Annotated in this window: 15 protein-coding genes; 14 read left to right on the top strand and 1 reads right to left on the bottom strand. The window is 71.7% G+C overall.

Annotated features, from left to right (window positions below):
• The first annotated feature begins 48 nt into the window (after positions 1–48).
• Positions 49–828 (top strand): enhanced serine sensitivity protein SseB C-terminal domain-containing protein, encoded by a 780-nt coding sequence (locus ACIP9H_RS14265; RefSeq protein ID WP_401959220.1) that lies wholly within the window; start codon positions 49–51, stop codon positions 826–828.
• A 63-nt stretch (positions 829–891) separates the two neighbouring features.
• On the opposite strand, the gene ACIP9H_RS14260 is transcribed toward ACIP9H_RS14265, so the two are convergent.
• Positions 892–2,403, bottom strand: a complete 1,512-nt coding sequence (locus ACIP9H_RS14260; protein WP_401580139.1) for a DUF885 family protein — start codon at positions 2,401–2,403, stop codon at positions 892–894.
• A 285-nt stretch (positions 2,404–2,688) separates the two neighbouring features.
• Between ACIP9H_RS14260 and ACIP9H_RS14255 the strand changes: the two genes are divergently transcribed.
• The 13 genes from ACIP9H_RS14255 to ACIP9H_RS14195 all read left to right on the top strand — a co-directional run bounded on the left by ACIP9H_RS14255 (position 2,689) and on the right by ACIP9H_RS14195 (position 19,085).
• On the top strand, positions 2,689–3,687 hold the full coding sequence (locus ACIP9H_RS14255; protein ID WP_401580137.1) for an ABC transporter permease: 999 nt from the start codon (positions 2,689–2,691) through the stop codon (positions 3,685–3,687).
• A gap of 65 nt (positions 3,688–3,752) precedes the next feature.
• Positions 3,753–5,519 carry an ABC transporter substrate-binding protein gene (locus ACIP9H_RS14250; protein WP_401580135.1) on the top strand — a complete coding sequence of 589 codons (1,767 nt, stop codon included), beginning with the start codon at positions 3,753–3,755 and terminating at the stop codon, positions 5,517–5,519.
• Between the two features lie 78 nt (positions 5,520–5,597).
• Positions 5,598–6,611, top strand: a complete 1,014-nt coding sequence (locus ACIP9H_RS14245; RefSeq protein WP_401580133.1) for an ABC transporter permease — start codon at positions 5,598–5,600, stop codon at positions 6,609–6,611.
• Between the two features lie 218 nt (positions 6,612–6,829).
• Positions 6,830–7,891, top strand: a complete 1,062-nt coding sequence (locus ACIP9H_RS14240) for an ABC transporter ATP-binding protein (RefSeq protein ID WP_401581087.1) — start codon at positions 6,830–6,832, stop codon at positions 7,889–7,891.
• 11 nt (positions 7,892–7,902) lie between these two features.
• Positions 7,903–8,967, top strand: coding sequence for an ABC transporter ATP-binding protein (locus ACIP9H_RS14235; protein ID WP_401580131.1), 1,065 nt, complete (start codon positions 7,903–7,905; stop codon positions 8,965–8,967).
• Between the two features lie 72 nt (positions 8,968–9,039).
• Complete coding sequence (locus tag ACIP9H_RS14230) at positions 9,040–9,705, top strand: trimeric intracellular cation channel family protein (RefSeq protein WP_401580129.1); 666 nt, start codon at positions 9,040–9,042, stop codon at positions 9,703–9,705.
• Positions 9,706–9,814: 109 nt separating this feature from the next.
• Positions 9,815–10,984 carry a cysteine desulfurase family protein gene (locus tag ACIP9H_RS14225; protein WP_401580128.1) on the top strand — a complete coding sequence of 390 codons (1,170 nt, stop codon included), beginning with the start codon at positions 9,815–9,817 and terminating at the stop codon, positions 10,982–10,984.
• A 24-nt stretch (positions 10,985–11,008) separates the two neighbouring features.
• On the top strand, positions 11,009–12,172 hold the full coding sequence (mnmA, locus tag ACIP9H_RS14220; RefSeq protein WP_401580126.1) for a tRNA 2-thiouridine(34) synthase MnmA: 1,164 nt from the start codon (positions 11,009–11,011) through the stop codon (positions 12,170–12,172).
• A gap of 55 nt (positions 12,173–12,227) precedes the next feature.
• Positions 12,228–12,767 (top strand): TIGR00730 family Rossman fold protein, encoded by a 540-nt coding sequence (locus tag ACIP9H_RS14215; protein ID WP_401580124.1) that lies wholly within the window; start codon positions 12,228–12,230, stop codon positions 12,765–12,767.
• 25 nt (positions 12,768–12,792) lie between these two features.
• On the top strand, positions 12,793–13,482 hold the full coding sequence (locus ACIP9H_RS14210; protein WP_401580122.1) for an SDR family oxidoreductase: 690 nt from the start codon (positions 12,793–12,795) through the stop codon (positions 13,480–13,482).
• Between the two features lie 9 nt (positions 13,483–13,491).
• Positions 13,492–14,526, top strand: a complete 1,035-nt coding sequence (locus tag ACIP9H_RS14205; protein ID WP_401581084.1) for a methionine synthase — start codon at positions 13,492–13,494, stop codon at positions 14,524–14,526.
• A gap of 7 nt (positions 14,527–14,533) precedes the next feature.
• Positions 14,534–16,762, top strand: coding sequence for an NAD-dependent DNA ligase LigA (ligA, locus tag ACIP9H_RS14200; protein ID WP_401959216.1), 2,229 nt, complete (start codon positions 14,534–14,536; stop codon positions 16,760–16,762).
• 214 nt (positions 16,763–16,976) lie between these two features.
• Complete coding sequence (locus tag ACIP9H_RS14195; RefSeq protein WP_401580120.1) at positions 16,977–19,085, top strand: putative bifunctional diguanylate cyclase/phosphodiesterase; 2,109 nt, start codon at positions 16,977–16,979, stop codon at positions 19,083–19,085.
• Positions 19,086–19,161 lie beyond the last annotated feature (76 nt).

Here is a 19,161-nt window from a genome sequence, read left to right as displayed (position 1 = left end):
TCCGGCAGGCGAAGCAGCAGACGACGCAGAGGCGGAAGGGCGGGTCACGTGAGCGCGGGCGCGGGAGGGGACGGCGGGCTGGAGCAGGCGCTGCGGCAGGTGACGCCCGGTGGGTTCGACGCGTACGAGACGCTGCTGCGCGCGCTCGCCGACGGCGAGGTGTGGATGCTGCTGTGGCAGGGCACCCCGGGCGGCACGGACGCGCAGTACGGCAACATGGAGGTGGGCGGCCTCGGTTACGCCCCCTGTGTGACGTCCTCGCGCGAACTGGCCGCCAGCGGCTGGACCCGGGCCCACGAGGTGGTGTCCGGACGGGAGGTCGCCGCCTCCCTCTTCCCGGACCGCTGGGGCCTGTGGCTCAACCCGCACGCGCCCGGCGGCGGGGTCGGCGTCCCCTGGCTCGACCTGCGCCGGATCGGTCTCGGGCTGGACCAGGCCCCCGCCGGACCGCTGCGGATCGCCGAACCCGCGCTCCAGATCCCGCAGTACTACGCCCTGTTGTCGCAGCAGGCCCACCGCACCCCCTCGGTGCGCTCCCTGCGGCGCGCCTGGGTCCAGCCGGTCCTGGGCGAGCCGTATCTCGCGATCGGCGTCGACCTCTACGACGCGGGCCCCCAGTCCGCGGAGACGGTGCGCCAGATGATGCAGTCCGCCCTTCCCGCGGTGCCCCAGGGGCTGCCCGTCGCCGCGGTGGCCCTCACCGACGAGTACGACCCCGTGGGCATGTGGATGCGGTCCGCCGCACAGCCCTTCTACGACCGTGACGCGCACGCGGGCGGCGGGGGCGCCGGCGCCGTCCACGGGGGCTGGGCGCCGCAGCGCTACTGAGGGCCCAGGAGGCGGCCGAGGGGTCTGCCCCGGCCGCCCCCGGGATCCGTCCTCCCGGGTCCGTCAGAGCACCGCGGGGATCAGTCCGAGCGGAGGGCTGCCCAGCTCCAGCAGGGACGTGTGGAACCGCTGGAGCGTGAAGTCCTGCCCCCACTCCTGCCGGGCCCGCTCCCGCAGCCGCATGATCTCCAACTTGCCCCAGGTGTACCGCCCGTAGGCCGCGTCGAAGGTGCCCCTGCGGGCCTCGGAGGCCGCGCCCGCGCGTGCCAGGTGGGCGTCGCGCATGAACCGCGCGGTGGCCTCCTCCGGCGTCATCGCCCCCGTGTGCAGCCCGATGGCGCAGGCGAGCCGGGTGACGCGGACGAGCGCCTCCAGGGCGACGCCGATCGCGAAGCGCGGGTCGCGGGAGCGGAAGCCCTCCTCCAGGCAGACCTCCTCCACGTAGTGGGCCCAGCCCTCGCAGAAGGAGAGCGAGTGCAGCACCCGCCGGACCTGGGTGGGTGCGTGCCGCAGTGCCCGGCCGTGGGCGAAGTGCCCCGGTGCGACCTCGTGCACGGTGATCGCGGGCAGGCTGGTGCGGCTGAAGACCGACAGCCACTCCTCGCGCTCCTCCTCCGGCCACTCCGGCTCCGGCGGGGTGACGTGGTACCAGGAGGCGCTGTCGGCCTCCTCGGGGGCCGCCCAGGTCATCATCGCCATCGACCAGCGCCGCGACGGCGGCGCGGGACCCACCAGGCAGTCCCCGTCGAGCCACGGCACGAGCCGCCGGCGCCGGGTGAACTCGATGACCTCCTCGGTGAGCCGGGCGGCCTCGGGGATCACCCCCTCCGCGCCGGGGTGGTCGGCGAGCAGCCGCGGGATCAGCTCGTCGACGGTGTGCCCGGGGTCGAGCCGCCGGCAGGACTCGGTCAGCAGCTCGGTGAGCCGGTCGCGTTCCCGTTCGGCCTCCTCGGCGAGCGCGGACAGGTCGACCGGCAGGCCTTCCTGACTGCCCATCAGCAGAGCGAGGGCGTCGCCGCCGAGCCGCGGGTCGGGGTCGCCGGTCTCGGCGGCGCGGGCGATGTGGTCCACCAGCCGGCGGTGCGCGGCGAGCGCGGGACCGGCCTCGGGCTCCTCGTCCGGGTCCAGCCCGGCGGCCAGCCCGCGAACCGCCCCCAGGAGTGCCCCGGCGACGGGCGCACTCACCCGGTCGAGGGACGCGACGGCCGCGTCCACGGCGTCCGGCCACTGCGCCAGGTGCCGTCTGCGGGCCTCGGCGAGCTCCTCACGCGGGGCGTACTCCCGGTCGTAGGGGGTCAGTTCGAGGTTCGACAGATGCGGATAGGGGTCGCGCCGGTGCAGCTCCAGCTCGCCGTACTGGACCCTGAGGGTGTCCTCGAAGACCGAAAGGTGCCGTTCGTCGTGCGGGTCCTCCAGGGCCGCCTCGCGGCGCCGCGAGGCGGCCAGTGCTGACAGGCCGCGGCGCACGCCGTCCGGGGACAGATCCTGCACCTGACCGTCGTACTCGTGCAGTCCCGCCATCTCCCTGACGACGGGAACCATGAGGTCGCACACCGCGCGCAGCCGATCATTCATGGCCCCGAAGGTAGCGAGTCGAGAGCACTCCCGGCGATCTGTCAACGCGCGTAACACTGCGGTAATAACAGGCGAAGGGTCACCACATCACGGTTGCGCATACATTCACCGCCAGGTCTGGTGTGTGATCGCGACCAGCATCCAGACTCACCCGCCAGGGGGTTCCACAACCCCCGCATTCACTTTGTCACAGCACCTCGGCATCACCAGCACCAACGATGAGTAAAGCCGCTACAGCGGCGGGCGCGCGCCGGTAACCCGCCGGCGAGAGGGGTCAGTTTCACCATGACCGCACCGATAGAGACCACCGCTTCACAGACCGAGGCACCGCCGGAGGCTGTGCTGAGCGGGGCCACCCGGAGTCAGATCGAGGGACGTTCCCTCGGCCAGATCGCCTGGATGCGCTTCAAGCGTGACAAGGTGGCCGTGGCCGGCGGCATCGTTGTGATCCTCCTGGTGCTGCTGGCGGTCCTTGCCAAGCCCATCGAGATGGTCTTCCATCTCGACCCCAACGCGTTCCACCAGGACCTGGTCGATGCCGAACTGCTGTCCCCCAAGGGCGGCTGGGGCGGTATGAGCTGGTCCCACCCGCTGGGTGTGGACCCGCAGTTCGGCCGCGACATCCTGGCCCGCATCATCGAGGGCTCCTGGATCTCGCTCCTGGTCGCCACCGGGGCGACGATCCTCTCCAACGTGATCGGCACCGTGCTCGGCATCGTCGCCGGCTACTACGGCGGCTGGGTCGACAGCCTGATCAGCCGGATGATGGACATCTTCCTGGCGTTCCCGCTCCTGCTCTTCGCGATCTCCATCTCGGCCTCGCTGCAGGACGGCGCCTTCGGCCTGAACGGGCTGCCGCTGCGGATCTGCGTACTGATCTTCGTCATCGGCTTCTTCAACTGGCCGTACATGGGACGTATCGTCCGCGGCCAGACCCTGAGCCTGCGGGAGCGCGAGTTCGTGGACGCGTCCCGCAGCCTCGGCGCCCGTGGGCCGTTCATCCTCTTCCGGGAACTGCTGCCCAACCTGGTGGCGCCGATCCTCGTCTACTCGACGCTGCTGATCCCGACCAACATCCTCTTCGAGGCGGCGCTCAGCTTCCTCGGGGTCGGCATCGCCCCGCCGCAGGCTTCCTGGGGCAACATGCTGACCAGTGCCGTCGACGTGTTCCAGGCGGACCCGCAGTACATGTTCGTGCCGGGCCTGGCCATCTTCATCACCGTCTTGGCGTTCAACCTGCTGGGCGACGGGCTGCGTGACGCCCTCGACCCCCGCAGCAAGTGACTCGGCGCGCGGTCAACGTGCTCCGCAGTGCAGCAACATCACCGAATGAGGGGGCTTACCTCGGCATGAACAGCAGAAAAGCAACAGCCATAGTGGCGCTTGCCACGGCTATGGCCCTGGGCGCGTCCGCGTGCAGCAGCGGCACCAAGAGCGGCGGCTCCGGCGGCGGCGGCAGCAAGGCGAGCGCCGCCAAGGACGCGGCCCTGACCTCGATCGTCAACAAGTCGGACAAGAAGGGGGGTACGGTCACGATGGAGGACTCCGACGTGCCGGACTCCCTGGACCCGGGCAACACGTACTACGGCTGGGTGCAGAACTTCTCCCGTCTGTACGCCCGCACTCTGCTGACGTTCAAGCCCGCCGCGGGCAAGGAGGGTCTGGAGCTCGTCCCGGACCTGGCGACCGGCCTCGGCAAGGCGTCCGCGGACGCCAAGACCTGGACCTACACCCTGCGTGACGGTGTCAAGTTCGAGGACGGCACCCCGGTCACGTCCAAGGACGTCAAGTACGCGATCGAGCGCAGCAACTTCGCGCCCGAGGTCATGGCCAACGGCCCGACGTACTTCAAGGCCTACCTCGACGGTGGCGACAAGTACCAGGGTCCGTACAAGGACAAGTCCCCCGAGGGCCTGAAGTCCATCGAGACCCCGGACGACAAGACCATCGTCTTCCACCTGAGCAAGCCCTTCGCGGACTTCGACTACCTCGCGACGTTCTCGCAGACGGCCCCCGTGCCGGCGGCGAAGGACACGGGCGCGACGTACGTCCAGCACATCGTGTCGACCGGCCCGTACAAGTTCTCCTCGTACACCGAGGGTTCGGGTGCCACGCTGGTACGCAACCCGCAGTGGGACAAGTCCACGGACCAGATCCGCACCGCGCTGCCGGACAAGTTCGTGCTGAAGCTGAAGGTCAACCCGCTCACCATCGACAACAACCTGCTGGCGGACAACAGCACGGTCGACGGTGCCGGCGCCGGTGTGCAGCCGCAGACCCAGCCGAAGATCCTCACCAGCCCGAAGAACCTGAAGAACAGCGACAACTCCATCGCCGGTGCGACCTCGTACATGGCGATGAACGTCAACGTCGCGCCGTTCAACAACGCCGACTGCCGCAAGGCCGTCCAGTGGGCGCTCGACAAGGCCTCGGTCCAGGCGGCCGCGGGTGGTGGCGTCAAGGGCGACATCGCCTCCACGCTGATCCCGCCGTCGGTCAACGGGTTCAACAAGTTCAACCTGTACGAGACCCCGGGCGACAAGGGTGACGCGGCCAAGGCCAAGGCGTCCCTGACCGCTTGCGGCAAGCCGGACGGCTTCAGCACCACGCTGACGGCGCGCACGGACCGTCCGTCCGAGGTCGCCATGGCCACCGCGATCCAGGCCTCGCTGAAGAAGGTCGGCATCGACGCCAAGATCCAGACCTTCCCGGCCGGCAAGTACTTCTCGAACTACGTCGGTGTGCCGAGCTACGTGCACGAGCACAAGATCGGCCTGATGATGATGGCCTGGGGTGCCGACTGGCCGACCGGCTACGGCTTCCTCGACCAGATCGTCGACGGCTCCGCGATCAAGCCCTCGGGTGGCAACAACCTGATGGAGCTGAACGACCCGGCCATCAACAAGGCCCTGTCCGACGCCATCGCGAACACCGACTCCGCGGCCCGCACCAAGGCCTGGGGCGACATCGACAAGATGGTCATGGAGAACGCCTCGGTCGTGCCGCTGCTGTGGCGCAAGAACCTCCTGTACCGTCCGCCGTCCGCCACCAACGTCACGGTGACTGAGGCGTACCTCGGTATGTACGACTACCTGCTGATCGGCTCGTCCAAGTAATCGGAAGGCAGGTGAAGGCATCGGTGTCCCGCCGGGCCGGGTGACCCCCCGGCCCGGCGGGCCCGACGCCGCACGGCTGTGGCTGCGTACATCATTCGACGCGTGTTCGCCGCGGTGATCCTGCTGCTGGTCGTCAGCGCAGTCACCTTCGCGATCTTCTTCCTGGTCCCCCGCCTCGGCGGGCAGACCACCACCCAGTTGGCGACCCAGTACGTGGGCAAGGACGCCAACCCCGCCTCCATCGCGGCGGTCAAGAAGAACCTCGGGTTCGACCTGCCGCTCTACCAGCAGTACTGGCACTTCCTGAAGGCCCTGGTCGTCGGCGCCGACTACAAGTTCGGCCCGGACGCCACCCACTGCGGCGCCCCCTGCTTCGGCTACTCCTTCAAGTCGCACGTCGAGGTCTGGCCGCAGCTGAAGGACCGGATCCCGGTCTCCTTCTCGCTGGCCATCGGCGCGGCGGTCATCTGGGTGATCAGCGGTGTGGCGGTGGGTGTGGTCTCCGCCCTCAAGCGGGGTTCCCTCTTCGACCGGCTCTCGATGGGTGTGGCCCTCGCCGGCGTCTCCCTCCCCATCTTCTTCACCGGCATCCTGGTGCTCGGCGTGTTCCAGTTCCAGATCCCGATCTGGTCGGAGGGCATCAACTACGTCCCGTTCACCGAGAATCCGGCGGACTGGGCATGGAACCTGCTGCTCCCCTGGTGCACCCTCGCGTTCCTCTACTCGGCGCTGTACGCCCGGCTCACCCGGGCAGGCATGCTGGAGACGATGGGCGAGGACTACATCCGCACCGCGCGGGCCAAGGGCCTGCGGGAGCGCAAGGTCGTCGTCAAGCACGGCCTGCGGGCCGCGCTCACCCCGATCGTCACCATCTTCGGCATGGACTTCGGTCTGCTCATCGGCAGCGCGGTCATCACGGAGAACGTGTTCTCGTTCAAGGGGATCGGCGCCTACGCCGTCTCCGGCGTCCAGGACAACGACCTGCCGATCGTGCTGGGTGTGACCCTGGTCGCCGCCTTCTTCATCGTCGTCTGCAATCTCCTGGTGGACCTTGTGTACGCCGCCATCGACCCCAGGGTGAGGTTCTCGTGAGCACCGCCGACAGCACCTCGAACGGCTCCTCCGGGGCCACGGAGGCCTCCTCGGAGGCTTCCGGGGAGGCCACGTCCGCGAAGGAAGGTTCCGGCACGGAGCCCGCCGTGGACCTCGTGGACACCGCGTCCCCCGAGGACGTCACGGCGGACGCCGCCGGCGAGGAGGCCGCCGCTCCGGCGGCCGCCGAGGTCCCGGCGCAGCAGCCCCGGGCCTCCCTGGCGGTCGGCGAGCCCGGGCCCGCCGTACCCCCGGACGCCGGGGACGCGTTCCTCTCGGTGCGCGACCTGAGGATCCACTTCAACACCGACGACGGCCTCGTCAAGTCGGTGGACGGGCTGAGCTTCGACCTCCGCCGCGGCCGCACGCTCGGCATCGTCGGCGAGTCGGGTTCCGGCAAGTCGGTCACCTCGCTCGGCATCATGGGCCTGCACCGCACGGCCAAGGCCACGATCTCCGGTGAGGTCTGGCTGGACGGCGAGGAGCTCATCGGCGCCGACCAGGACCACGTCAGGCGGCTGCGCGGCAGCAAGATGGCGATGATCTTCCAGGACCCGCTGTCCGCGATGCACCCCTATTACAGCGTCGGCGCGCAGATCGTCGAGGCGTACCGGGTGCACCACTCGGTGACCAAGAAGGCGGCCCGCGCCCGGGCCGTGGAGATGCTGGACCGGGTCGGCATCCCCGAGCCCGCCAAGCGCTTCGCGGACTACCCGCACCAGTTCTCCGGCGGTATGCGCCAGCGCGCGATGATCGCGATGGCGCTCTCCAACAACCCCGAGCTGCTGATCGCCGACGAGCCGACCACCGCGCTCGACGTCACCGTGCAGGCGCAGATCCTGGACCTCATCCGGGACCTGCAGAAGGAGTTCGGCTCCGCGGTCATCATGATCACCCACGACCTCGGTGTCGTGGCGGAGCTCGCCGACGACCTGCTGGTGATGTACGGCGGCCGGTGCGTGGAGCGCGGCAGCGCCGAGAAGGTGTTCTACGAGCCGCAGCACCCCTACACCTGGGGCCTGCTCGGCTCGATGCCGCGCATCGACCGCGAGCGCACGGACCGGCTGATCCCGGTCAAGGGATCGCCGCCCAGCCTCATCAACGTGCCCTCCGGGTGCGCCTTCCACCCGCGCTGCCCGTACGCGGGACTCACCGACGGCGCCAGCAGCACGGTCGTTCCGGAGCTGCGCGACGTCGGCGCCGGGCACCTCGCGGCGTGCCACCTGAGCACGGCGGACCGGGAGCGCATCTGGACCGAAGAGATTGCGCCGAAGCTGTGAAAGGCCAGGAGATGACGATCCCCCAGCAGTCGACCGCCGAAGGGTCGGACGCCCTGCTCAAGGTGAGCGGCCTGGTCAAGCACTTCCCGATCACCAAGGGCCTGCTGCGGCGCCAGGTCGGCGCGGTCAAGGCCGTCGACGGCATCGACTTCCACGTCAACGCCGGCGAGACCCTGGGCGTGGTCGGCGAGTCCGGCTGCGGCAAGTCCACCATGGGCCGGCTGATCACCCGGCTGCTCGAACCGACCGGCGGGACCATCGAGTTCGACGGCCGGGACATCACGCACCTCGGCACGGGCAGCATGCGCCCGCTCCGCCGTGACGTGCAGATGATCTTCCAGGACCCGTACTCCTCCCTCAACCCGCGGCACACCGTCGGCACCATCGTCGGCGCGCCGTTCCGGTTGCAGAAGGTCCAGACGGAGAACGGGGTGAAGAAGGAGGTCCAGAACCTCCTGGAGCTGGTCGGCCTCAACCCCGAGCACTACAACCGCTACCCGCACGAGTTCTCCGGCGGCCAGCGGCAGCGCATCGGCATCGCCCGCGCGCTGGCGCTCAAGCCGAAGCTCGTGGTCGCGGACGAGCCGGTCTCCGCGCTGGACGTCTCCATCCAGGCCCAGGTGGTCAACCTCCTGGACGACCTCCAGTCCGAGCTCGGCCTGACGTATGTGATCATCGCGCACGACCTGTCGGTGATCCGGCACGTGTCGGACCGCATCGCGGTCATGTACCTCGGCAAGGTCGTCGAGGTCGCCGACCGCGAGGACCTCTACACCAAGCCGATGCACCCGTACACCAACGCCCTGCTCTCCGCGGTGCCGGTGCCGGACCCCAAGCGGCGTACCGAGCGGGAGCGCATCCTGCTCACCGGCGACGTCCCGTCGCCGATCGCACCGCCGCCGGGCTGCCGGTTCCACACCCGGTGCTGGAAGGCGACCGAGGTGTGCAAGACCACCGAGCCGCCGCTGGTCGCCCTGGCCACCGGCCACCAGGTGGCCTGCCACCACCCCGAGAACACCGGCGGGGAGTCCGGCGGGGCGACCGGCCCCGCACGGAAGGCGGCCACCGAGGCCTGACCGGCCTGACCGGCCCGACCGGCCGCACCGGCCGCACCGGCCGCACCGGGCCGCCCCTGCACAATGGGACCGGTGCACACCGAACTGTTCAGCCACTCCGTCCAGCACATACTCGACCTCGCCGGAATCTTCGTCTTCGCGATATCCGGCGCCCTGCTCGCCGTACGCAAGAACTACGACGTGTTCGGCATGGCGGTGCTCGCCGAGGTCACCGCGCTGGGCGGAGGGCTGTTCAGGGACCTGATCATCGGGGCGGTCCCGCCGGCCGCGTTCACCGACCTCGGGTCCTTCCTGACCCCGCTGATCGCGACCGCGGTGGTCTTCTTCCTCCATCCGCAGGTGGAGCGGATCAACCCCACCATCAGCGTCTTCGACGCCGCCGGGCTCGGCCTGTTCTGTGTGACCGGCACCACCAAGGCCTACGCGTACGGGCTGAACCTCACCGCCTCCGCCACACTCGGGCTGGCCACCGCGGTCGGCGGCGGTGTGCTGCGCGACCTGCTGGGCAACGAGGTGCCGTCCCTGCTGCGCTGGGACCGCGACCTGTACGCCGTGCCGGCCATCGTCGGGGCCTCCGTCGTGGCCCTGCTCATCCACTTCGGGGCGCTGACCCCCGCCACCGGCGTGGTCGCCGTCGTGAGCGCCTTCGGTCTGCGGCTGCTGGCGATGCGCTTCCACTGGCGCGCCCCGCGCGCCTGGCACCGGCACAGCCGGGCCGAGGAGGACGCCGCCGTGTGAGACGTGCCACGGCGGCTGCCGGACGGTGCTTGTGCGGCCCGGGACCGGCCTTTGACGGGGCGCCGGGGCGGGTCCGGGAGGCCGCCGGACCCGTAGAATCACGCTCACCATGGCCTACTTCGACCACGCCGCCACGACACCGATGCTGCCGGAAGCCGTGGCGGCGATGACCGCGCAACTCGCCGTCACGGGCAACGCGTCCTCCCTGCACGCGGCCGGCCGAAGGGCCCGGCGCACGGTGGAGGAGTCCCGTGAAGCCCTGGCCGCCGCGCTCGGCGCCCGGCCCAGTGAGATCGTCTTCACCGGGGGCGGTACCGAGGCCGACAACCTCGCCGTCAAGGGCCTGTTCTGGGCCCGGCGCGAGGCCGATCCGCGGCGTACGCGCGTGCTGGCCAGCCCGGTCGAGCACCATGCCGTACTGGACGCCGTCGACTGGCTCGCCGAGCACGAGGGCGCGCGCGTGGAGTGGCTGCCCGTCGACGGACACGGGCGCGTGCACGCGGAGGCGCTGCGCGAGGCCATCGCCCGCGACCCGGACGATGTCGCCCTGGCCACCGTGATGTGGGCCAACAACGAGGTCGGCACCATCATGCCGATCAAGGAACTCAGCGCCGTGGCGCGGGAGTTCGACGTGCCCCTGCACTCCGACGCGGTGCAGGCGCTCGGCCAGGCCGAGGTGGACTTCGCGGCCTCGGGACTCGACGCGATGACCGTCACCGCCCACAAGGTCGGCGGCCCTTACGGGGTGGGGGCGCTGGTGCTGCGCCGCGAGGTCGGTCCCGTGCCGCTGCTGCACGGCGGCGGCCAGGAGCGCGGCGTGCGCTCCGGCACCCTGGACGTCCCCGCGGTCGCCTCCTTCGCCGTCGCCGGCGCCCTGGCGGCCGAGCACCGCCAGGAGTTCACCCGGGACGTGGGCGCCCTGCGCGACGACCTGGTCGACCGGGTCCGCGCCGCCGTCCCCGACGCGATCCTCAACGGCGACCCCGACCCGGAGGGCCGTCTCGCGTCCATCGCGCACTTCTCCTTCCCCGGGTGCGAGGGCGACTCCCTGCTCCTGCTGCTGGACGCCCAGGGGGTCGAGTGCTCCACGGGCTCCGCCTGCACCGCGGGTGTGCCGCAGCCCAGCCATGTCCTGCTGGCCATCGGCGCCGACCCCGACCTCGCCCGCGGCTCCCTGCGCTTCTCGCTGGGCCACACCTCCACCGCCGCCGACGTGGACGCCCTGGTGACCGCCATCACGCCGGTCGTCGCCCGCGCCCGCAGCGCCGGGCTGTCCTGACGCGCGCGTATTGTGGACAGCGCTATGACTGACTTCCCCGGTGCACCCACAGGCCCTGGCGACGGCCGTCGCCTCCGTGTGCTCGCCGCGATGAGCGGCGGCGTCGACTCGGCCGTCGCGGCCGCCCGTGCCGCCGAAGCGGGGCACGACGTGACCGGCGTGCACCTGGCGCTGTCCGCGAACCCCCAGTCGTTCCGTACCGGCGCGCGCGGCTGCTGCACCATCGAGGACAGCAACGACGCCCGCCGGGCCGCCGACGTGATCGGCATCCCCTTCTACATCTGGGACCTGGCCGAGCGCTTCCGGGCCGATGTCGTCGAGGACTTCGTCGCCGAGTACGCCGCCGGGCGCACGCCCAACCCGTGCCTGCGCTGCAACGAGAAGATCAAGTTCGCGGCGCTGCTGGACAAGGCGCTCGCCCTCGGCTTTGACGCGGTGTGCACCGGCCACTACGCCGCGGTCGTGGTCAACGACGACGGCAGCCGTGAGCTGCACCGCGCCTCGGACGCCGCCAAGGACCAGTCGTACGTCCTCGGCGTGCTGGACGAGCGGCAGCTGGCGCACGCGATGTTCCCGCTCGGCGACACGCTCACCACCAAGGACGAGATCCGGGCGGAGGCGGCCCGCCGCGGCCTGTCCGTGGCGAAGAAGCCGGACAGCCACGACATCTGCTTCATCGCCGACGGCGACACGCAGGGTTTCCTCGCCCGGCGGCTCGGCACCGCCGAGGGCGACATCCTCGACGAGGACGGCAACCGCCTGGGCAGCCACGACGGCGCCTTCGGCTTCACCGTGGGCCAGCGCAAGGGCCTGCGGCTCGGCGTCCCGGCCGACGACGGCAAGCCCCGCTACGTGCTGGACATCTCTCCGGTGAACAACACCGTCACCGTCGGCCCGGCCGACGCGCTCGACGTCACGGCGCTCACCGCGATCCGCCCGCGCTGGTGCGGCACCGCCCCCGTGGGGGACGGCCCGCGGGCGTACACCGCGCAGTTGCGCGCGCACGGCGAGGACGTGCCGGTCGTGGCGGAACTGGCCGGTGAGGAGCTGCGCGTCCGCTTCACGGGCGACCCCGTCCGGGGTGTCGCGCCGGGCCAGGCGGTCGTGCTGTACGACGGCACCCGCGTCGTCGGCTCGGCCACCATCGCCGCCACGGAGCGCCGCGCCCGGGCCGCCGCCTCGGCGTGACCGGGCGGGGGCCCTCCGCATCGGCCCGACCGGCCGATGCGGGAGACTGGGCCGTATGAACATCTGCGTCTTCCTCTCCGCCGCCGACCTGGACGCCCGTTACACCGAACCGGCCCGCCGGTTCGCCGAGTTGATCGGCAAGGGGGGCCACACCCTGGTGTGGGGCGGCTCGGACGTGGGCCTGATGAAGGTGGTGGCCGACGGGGTGCAGGAGCACGGCGGACGCCTGGTCGGGGTCTCGGTGGAGTTCCTGGCGGCCAAGGCCCGCAAGAACGCCGACGAGATGGTGACCGCGGCCGACCTCGCCGAGCGCAAGGCGGAGCTGCTGGCCCGCGCCGACGCCGTCGTGATCATGGTGGGCGGCACCGGTACCCTGGACGAGGCCACCGAGATCCTGGAGCTGAAGAAGCACGGCCTGCACGCCAAGCCGGTCGTCCTGCTCAACACCGCGGGCTTCTACGACGGGCTCAAGCAGCAGTTCCAGCGCATGGACGCGGAGGGCTTCCTGCCGCTGCCCCTCACCGACCTGGTGTTCTTCGCGGAGGACGAGGTCGCGGCGCTCGCGTGGCTGGAGGAGACCGCGGGCATCCTGTGAGCCCGGGTGATGCGAGCATGGGGCCATGTCGATTCACCTGATCACCGGAGCCGGTTCCGGCATCGGCGCCGCCGTGGCGCGGCGCCTGCTCGACCGCGGCGACGAGCTGTGGCTGCTGGCCCGCAACGCCGGACGCGCCAAGGAACTGGCCGACAGCTTCCCCGGCGCCCGTACGCTCGTCGGCGACCTGGCCGAGCCCGAGCGGCTGTCGTGGGCCCTGGGCCACCAGGAACCGCCGGACCGGCTGGACTCGCTGCTGCACGTGGCGGGCGTGGTGGACCTCGCGCCGGTCGGCGAGCTGACCCCGAAGACCTGGAACCAGACGCTCGCGGCCAACCTCGTCGGCCCCGCCGAGCTGACCCGTCTCGTCCTGCCCCAACTGCGGCTCTCCCGCGGCCACGTGGTGTTCGTCAACTCCGGCGCGGGTCTGAACGCCCACGCGCAGTGGGGCGCGTACGCGGCCAGCAAGCACGGACTCAAGGCGCTCGCGGACTCGCTGCGCGAGGAGGAGCACGCCGGCGGGGTGCGGGTCACCTCCGTCTACCCGGGCCGCACCGCGACGCCCATGCAGGTCAAGGTGCACCAGCAGGAGGGCAAGCCGTACGACGCCTCCCGCTGGATCGACCCGGAGTCGGTCGCGACGGCGGTCCTGGCCGCCCTCGACCTGCCGCGGGACGCCGAGGTCAACGACCTGACGATCCGCCCGGGAGCCTGACCGGTGGCCATGGGCGAGGAGAAGCGGTTCGTGCTGCGCCCCGGCACGGCCACCGGCGTCGGCTCCCTGCCGGGCGGCGACGCCCGCGAGGCGGCGCGCACGGCGACGGGGGCGCTGGAGGCGCTCCCGTTCCTGCCGGAACTGCCCGCGCGCGGCCCGGGCGCCGACATGATCGGCCGCACCCTCGGGATGCTGGTCGAGCTGTACGCGCGGGTGGAGCCCAGCGGCTGGCGGTTCGGGGACCGGCCGGGCCGGGACACCCGGCGGGCCAGGGCGTGGCTGGTGGAGGACCTGGACGCGCTGGAGGAGTTCACCCAGGGCTACCAGGGACCGCTGAAGGTCCAGGCCGTGGGCCCGTGGACGCTGGCGGCCTCGGTCGAGCTGAAGAACGGCGAGGCGGCCCTGTCCGACCCGGGGGCCTGCCGCGACCTGGCCGCCTCGCTCGGCGAGGGACTGCGGCTGCACCTGGAGGACGTGCGCCGGCGCGTGCCCGGCGCGCAGCCCGTACTGCAGCTGGACGAGCCGTCGCTGACGGCCGTGCTGCGCGGGCAGGTCAGGACGGCCAGCGGCTACCGCACGCACCGCGCGGTCGACCGGGGAGTGGTCGAGGGCGCGCTGCGGGACGTCATGGCGGCCGCCGGCGGCGATGCGGGCAGCGTCGGTGGTGTACCGGTGATCGTGCACTCGTGCGCGCCGGACGTGCCGTTCGCGCTGCTGCGGCGGGCCGGGGTGGCCGGGGTGTCGTTCGATTTCGCACTGCTCACGGAGCGTGACTGGGACGCCTTCGGTGAGGCGGCCGAGGCAGGGACCGCGCTCTTCACCGGTGTCGTGCCGGGTACCGATGCCCCATTGTCCGACCCTGCCGGTAGCGTCAGTGGTGTTCGGGCGCTGTGGCGCAGGCTGGGGCTGTCCCCGGAGGCTCTGGGCACCTCCGTGGCGGTCACCCCGGCCTGCGGTCTGGCGGGGGCCTCACCGGCCTATGCCCGTGCCGCGCTCACGCACTGCGCGAAGGCGGCACGCTCGCTCGTCGACAACCCTGAGTGAGCCCTGAGTGAGGAAGGACGTGGACGTGGAGAACTCCGAGATCCCCGAGGCCGCCCGGAACGAGGACGTGCCGGCGGAGGCGCGCGAGCTGCACGCCTCGCTGGCCGAGCAGGTCGAGGAGCACCGCTTCCGCTACTACGTCAAGGACCAGCCGGTCGTCAGCGACGCCGACTTCGACAAGCTGCTGCGGCAGTTGGAGGCGCTGGAGGACGAGCACCCCTCGATGCGCACCCCCGACTCGCCGACGCAGAAGGTGTCCGGTGCCTACGAGACCGAGTTCACCTCGGTCGAGCACCGCGAGCGCATGCTCTCGCTCGACAACGCCTTCACCGAGGAGGAGCTCGACGCCTGGGCGGAGCGGCTGGCCGGCGAGCTGGGCCCCCCGGCGGGCGAGGGCGGCGGCTACCACTTCCTGTGCGAGCTCAAGGTGGACGGCCTCGCCGTCAACCTCACCTACGAGAACGGGCGCCTGGTGCGGGCCGCCACCCGCGGCGACGGCCGCTCCGGTGAGGACATCACGTCCAACGTCCGCACGATCGCCGAGATCCCCGACCGGCTGGCGGGGGAGCGGGTGCCAGCCCTGGTGGAGATCCGCGGCGAGGTCTTCTTCCCCATGGAGAAGTTCGAGGAGCTCAACGCCCGCCTGGTCGAGGCGGGTGACAAGCCCTTCGCCAACCCGCGCAACGCCGCCGCCGGTTCGCTGCGCCAGAAGGACCCGCGGGTCACCGCGAGCCGGCCGCTGCACATGGTGGTGCACGGCATCGGCGCCCGCGAGGGGTTCGCGATCGACTGCCAGTCGCACGCCTACGAGCTGCTGCACGAGTGGGGCCTGCCCACCACCAAGTACGCCCGCGTCGTGGACACGATCGCGGGGGTCAAGGAGGCCATCGCCTACTACGGCGAGCACCGCCACGACGTCGAGCACGAGATCGACGGCATCGTCGTCAAGGTGGACGAGATCCCGCTCCAGGGCCGGCTCGGCTCCACCGCCCGCGCCCCGCGCTGGGCCATCGCCTGGAAGTACGCCCCGGAGGAGGTCAACTCCAAGCTGGTCGACATCCGGGTCGGCGTCGGCCGTACGGGCCGGGTGACGCCGTACGCCGTGGTCGAGCCGGTCACGGTGGCCGGCTCCGAGGTCGAGTTCGCCACCCTGCACAACCAGGACGTGGTCAAGGCCAAGGGCGTGCTGATCGGTGACACCGTCGTGCTGCGCAAGGCCGGCGACGTCATCCCGGAGATCCTCGGCCCGGTCGTCGACCTGCGCGACGGCAGCGAGCGCGCGTTCGTCATGCCCGCCGAGTGCCCCGCGTGCGGCACCCCGCTGCGGCCCATGAAGGAGGGCGACATCGATCTGCGCTGCCCCAACGCGCGGGGCTGTTCGGCACAGATCCGGGAACGGGTGTTCTACCTGGCCGGCCGCAGATGCCTGGACATCGAGAACTTCGGCTACGTCGCGGCCGCCGCGCTCACCGGGCCGCTGGAGCCCGCCGACCCGCCGCTGCGCGACGAGGGCGACCTGTTCGACCTGACCCCCGAACAGCTGCTGCCCATCCGCGCCCATGTGCTCGACCAGAACAGCGGCCTGCCCAAGCGCGACCCGAAGACCGGGGAGGAGAAGGTCGTCTCCGTCTTCGCCAACCAGCAGGGCGAGCTCAAGAAGAACGCCGTGGCCATGCTGGAGAACATCCAGAAGGCCAAGGAGCAGCCGCTCGCCCGCGTCATCGCCGGGCTGTCGATCCGTCACGTCGGCCCGGTCGCCGCCGAGGCGCTGGCGCGCGAGTTCCGCGACCTGGACGCCGTCTTCGCCGCGGACGAGGAGCGGCTGGCCGGCGTGGACGGGGTCGGCGGGATCATCGCCGCCTCCCTCAAGCAGTGGCACGAGGAGGACTGGCACCGCGAGATCCTGCGCAAGTGGAAGGCGGCCGGCGTCCGCTTCGCCGAGGAAGGCTCCGACGAGGGGCCGCGCCCCCTGGAGGGGCTGACCGTGGTCGTCACCGGCACCCTCGCCACGCACACCCGCGACGGCGCCAAGGACCAACTCACGGCCCGCGGCGCCAAGGTCACCGGCTCGGTGTCCAAGAAGACCGACTTCGTGGTGGTCGGCGACAGCCCGGGATCCAAGTACGACAAGGCCGTGCAGCTCAAGGTGCCGATCCTGGACGAGGCCGGGTTCGCCGTCCTGCTGGAGCAGGGCGCCGACGCCGCCCGGGAGGCCGCCGTGAACCCCGCGGAATGACGTCCCATCACCACCCGTTCGGCCCATACCAGAACGATCCGGTTGACTGGGATCCATTCGGGCAACCCCCGCCGATCGGTGCCCGTGACAGCCTTTGGCGGCCTACTGTTGAGAGGCGCGCCTTCCGGGCATCAGCCCTGCAGCGGTTCCGCGGCTCCCTGCCGCGGGCAGGGCGTGTGGTTCGACGGCACACGCGGCTGCGAGAGGGACGGGCATGGAACCGACGGACAGCGCCGGACCGGCGCCACGGCTGCGCAGGCAGACCGTGCCGGTGCTGCCCGCCGCGGCGCTGCGCTACGCGGTTGTGGGGGCGGCCACGGCGGCCCTCCTGGTGGGCGTCGTCCGGATGGTGCTGGACGGCGCCGCGTTCTTCCCCGGCGGTGACGTGGGCTGGGCGTTCGCCGTGCTCACCGGGATCATCGTCGGCCACCTCGTCGCGATGGGCCGCGACCGCTGGTGGGGAGGCACGGGCTCCGGCGCCGCCCTGACCCTGGCGATGCTGCTGCTGTACGGCTGGGTGCCCGCGGTCCTGGTCAGCCTGGCCGTCGTCGTACTCGTCGGCACGGCCCGCCGGCACCGCTGGCGGCAGGCCCTGCTGCACGGCGCGGTGGACATCCTCGGCATCGGCGCGGCCTCGCTCGCGCTGTCCGGCTTCGGTATCCACCCGACCGTCGAACACCCCTGGCAACCCGCCACTTGGGGTATGGGAGCGATCCCGTCGGTGTTCGGCGCCGCGCTCGCCTACCTGGCTGCGACCCGGACCCTGCTGTGGTACGCCATCGTGCCGCGCGCCGGAGCCCTGCCGACGGTGGCCAGGACCGCCCTCATACGCCAGGGCTTCGTCGGTGTGGCGCTGCTCGGGATCTCCCCGCTGATCATCATCGTGGCGGCCGATCTGCCGCTGCTGCTGCCGCTGTTCGCCGTGCCGCTCATCGCCCTGGACTCCACCTTGTGGATCGCCCACGCGCGCGCCGAGGAGCAGCTGCGCGATCCGCTGACCGGGCTGCCGAATCGTCAGTGGCTGCTGGAACGCACCTGGACGGCACTGGAGGACGCCGACCGCGAGGGCGCGCGGACCGCGCTCGTGCTGATCGACCTCGACAAGTTCCGCTCCGTCAACGACACGCTCGGCCACATGGCCGGCGACCGCCTGCTGCTGCAGATCGCCGACCGGCTGCGGCTGGCGCTGCCGCGCGGCGCGGAGGCCGCCCGGCTCGGCGGCGACGAGTTCGCGGTCCTGCTGCCCACCTGCGACTCGCCCACCCGCGCCCAGCGCATCGCCCGGGCCCTGGTCGCGGCGCTCGGCTCACCGCTCAGTCTCGACGGCCTGACCCTGGTGCTGGAGGCCAGCGCCGGGGTCGCCGTCTTCCCCGACCACGCCTCCGACGCCGAGGGACTGCTGCGCCGCGCCGACGTCGCGATGTACCAGGCGAAACGTGACCGCAGCGGGGTCGAGGTCTACGAGTCCTCCCGCGACGGCAACACCCCCGACCGGCTCGGGCTCCTCGGCGACCTGCGCCGCGCCCTGGACCGCGGCGAGGTCGAACTCCACTACCAGCCCAAGGTGCGCTTCGACGGGCACGTCGCCGGGCTGGAGGCGCTGGTGCGCTGGGTGCATCCCGAGCGGGGGAGGGTGAGCCCGGAGGAGTTCATCGCCATCGCCGAGACCTCCGGGCTGATGCCGCAGCTGACCGAGTACGTCCTGGAGACCGCGCTCGGCCAGGTCGCCCGCTGGCGCGCGATGGGCCTGGACGTGCCCGTCGCCGTCAACGTCTCCCCGCGCGACGTCCACTCGCCGGGTTTCGCCGGGGCCGTCGCCGCGCGCCTGGCCCGGCACGGGGTCCCGCCGGGGGCGCTGCAACTGGAGATCACCGAGCACGTGCTCCTGGACGACCCGCAGCGCGCGGCGGACACGATGGCCGGGCTCACCGGCCACGGCGTGAAGATGTCCCTGGACGACTTCGGCACCGGCTACTCCTCCCTGGTCCACCTCAGGCGCCTGCCGGTGAGCGAACTCAAGATCGACCGCTCGTTCGTCGCCCGCCTCGTGGTCGACGCCGAGGACGCGGAGATCGTGCGCTGCACGATCGACCTCGCGCACTCCCTCGGCCTCCTCGTCGTGGCGGAGGGCGTCGAGGACGACCGGACCTGGGAGCGCCTGCGCGACCTGGACTGCGACGCCATCCAGGGGTGGCTCGTCGCCGCCGCCATGCCCCCGGACGAGGCCACCGCCTGGCTCCGGCTGCGCAGCCACGTCGGCTGGCACCGCCCGGCCGAGCTGGAAGCCGCCAAGGAGCGCGCCGCCGTCCCCGACGCCCAGTGACGGTTCCCCTGCGCCCGTGCGGCCTACTGCCCTGCCCCGGGAAACCGGCACCGTGACCCCGCCCGCCACACGGGCA

The sequence above is a fragment of the Streptomyces sp. NPDC088732 genome, assembly GCF_044751205.1.
In the GTDB taxonomy this organism is placed as follows: domain Bacteria; phylum Actinomycetota; class Actinomycetes; order Streptomycetales; family Streptomycetaceae; genus Actinacidiphila.
This window is presented reverse-complemented; position numbering and strand designations above follow the sequence as displayed.

Bases quoted from the DNA above. Each gene is read 5' to 3' on its own strand.
- ACIP9H_RS14205 (WP_401581084.1), top strand. From the start codon at position 13,492: ATGGGCGAGGAGAAGCGGTTCGTGCTGCGCCCCGGCACGGCCACCGGC.
- ACIP9H_RS14260 (WP_401580139.1), bottom strand. From the start codon at position 2,403: ATGAATGATCGGCTGCGCGCGGTGTGCGACCTCATGGTTCCCGTCGTC.
- ACIP9H_RS14195 (WP_401580120.1), top strand. From the start codon at position 16,977: ATGGAACCGACGGACAGCGCCGGACCGGCGCCACGGCTGCGCAGGCAG.
- ACIP9H_RS14250 (WP_401580135.1), top strand. From the start codon at position 3,753: ATGAACAGCAGAAAAGCAACAGCCATAGTGGCGCTTGCCACGGCTATG.
- ACIP9H_RS14235 (WP_401580131.1), top strand. From the start codon at position 7,903: ATGACGATCCCCCAGCAGTCGACCGCCGAAGGGTCGGACGCCCTGCTC.
- ACIP9H_RS14210 (WP_401580122.1), top strand. From the start codon at position 12,793: ATGTCGATTCACCTGATCACCGGAGCCGGTTCCGGCATCGGCGCCGCC.
- ACIP9H_RS14255 (WP_401580137.1), top strand. From the start codon at position 2,689: ATGACCGCACCGATAGAGACCACCGCTTCACAGACCGAGGCACCGCCG.
- ACIP9H_RS14225 (WP_401580128.1), top strand. From the start codon at position 9,815: ATGGCCTACTTCGACCACGCCGCCACGACACCGATGCTGCCGGAAGCC.
- ACIP9H_RS14215 (WP_401580124.1), top strand. From the start codon at position 12,228: ATGAACATCTGCGTCTTCCTCTCCGCCGCCGACCTGGACGCCCGTTAC.
- mnmA (WP_401580126.1), top strand. From the start codon at position 11,009: ATGACTGACTTCCCCGGTGCACCCACAGGCCCTGGCGACGGCCGTCGC.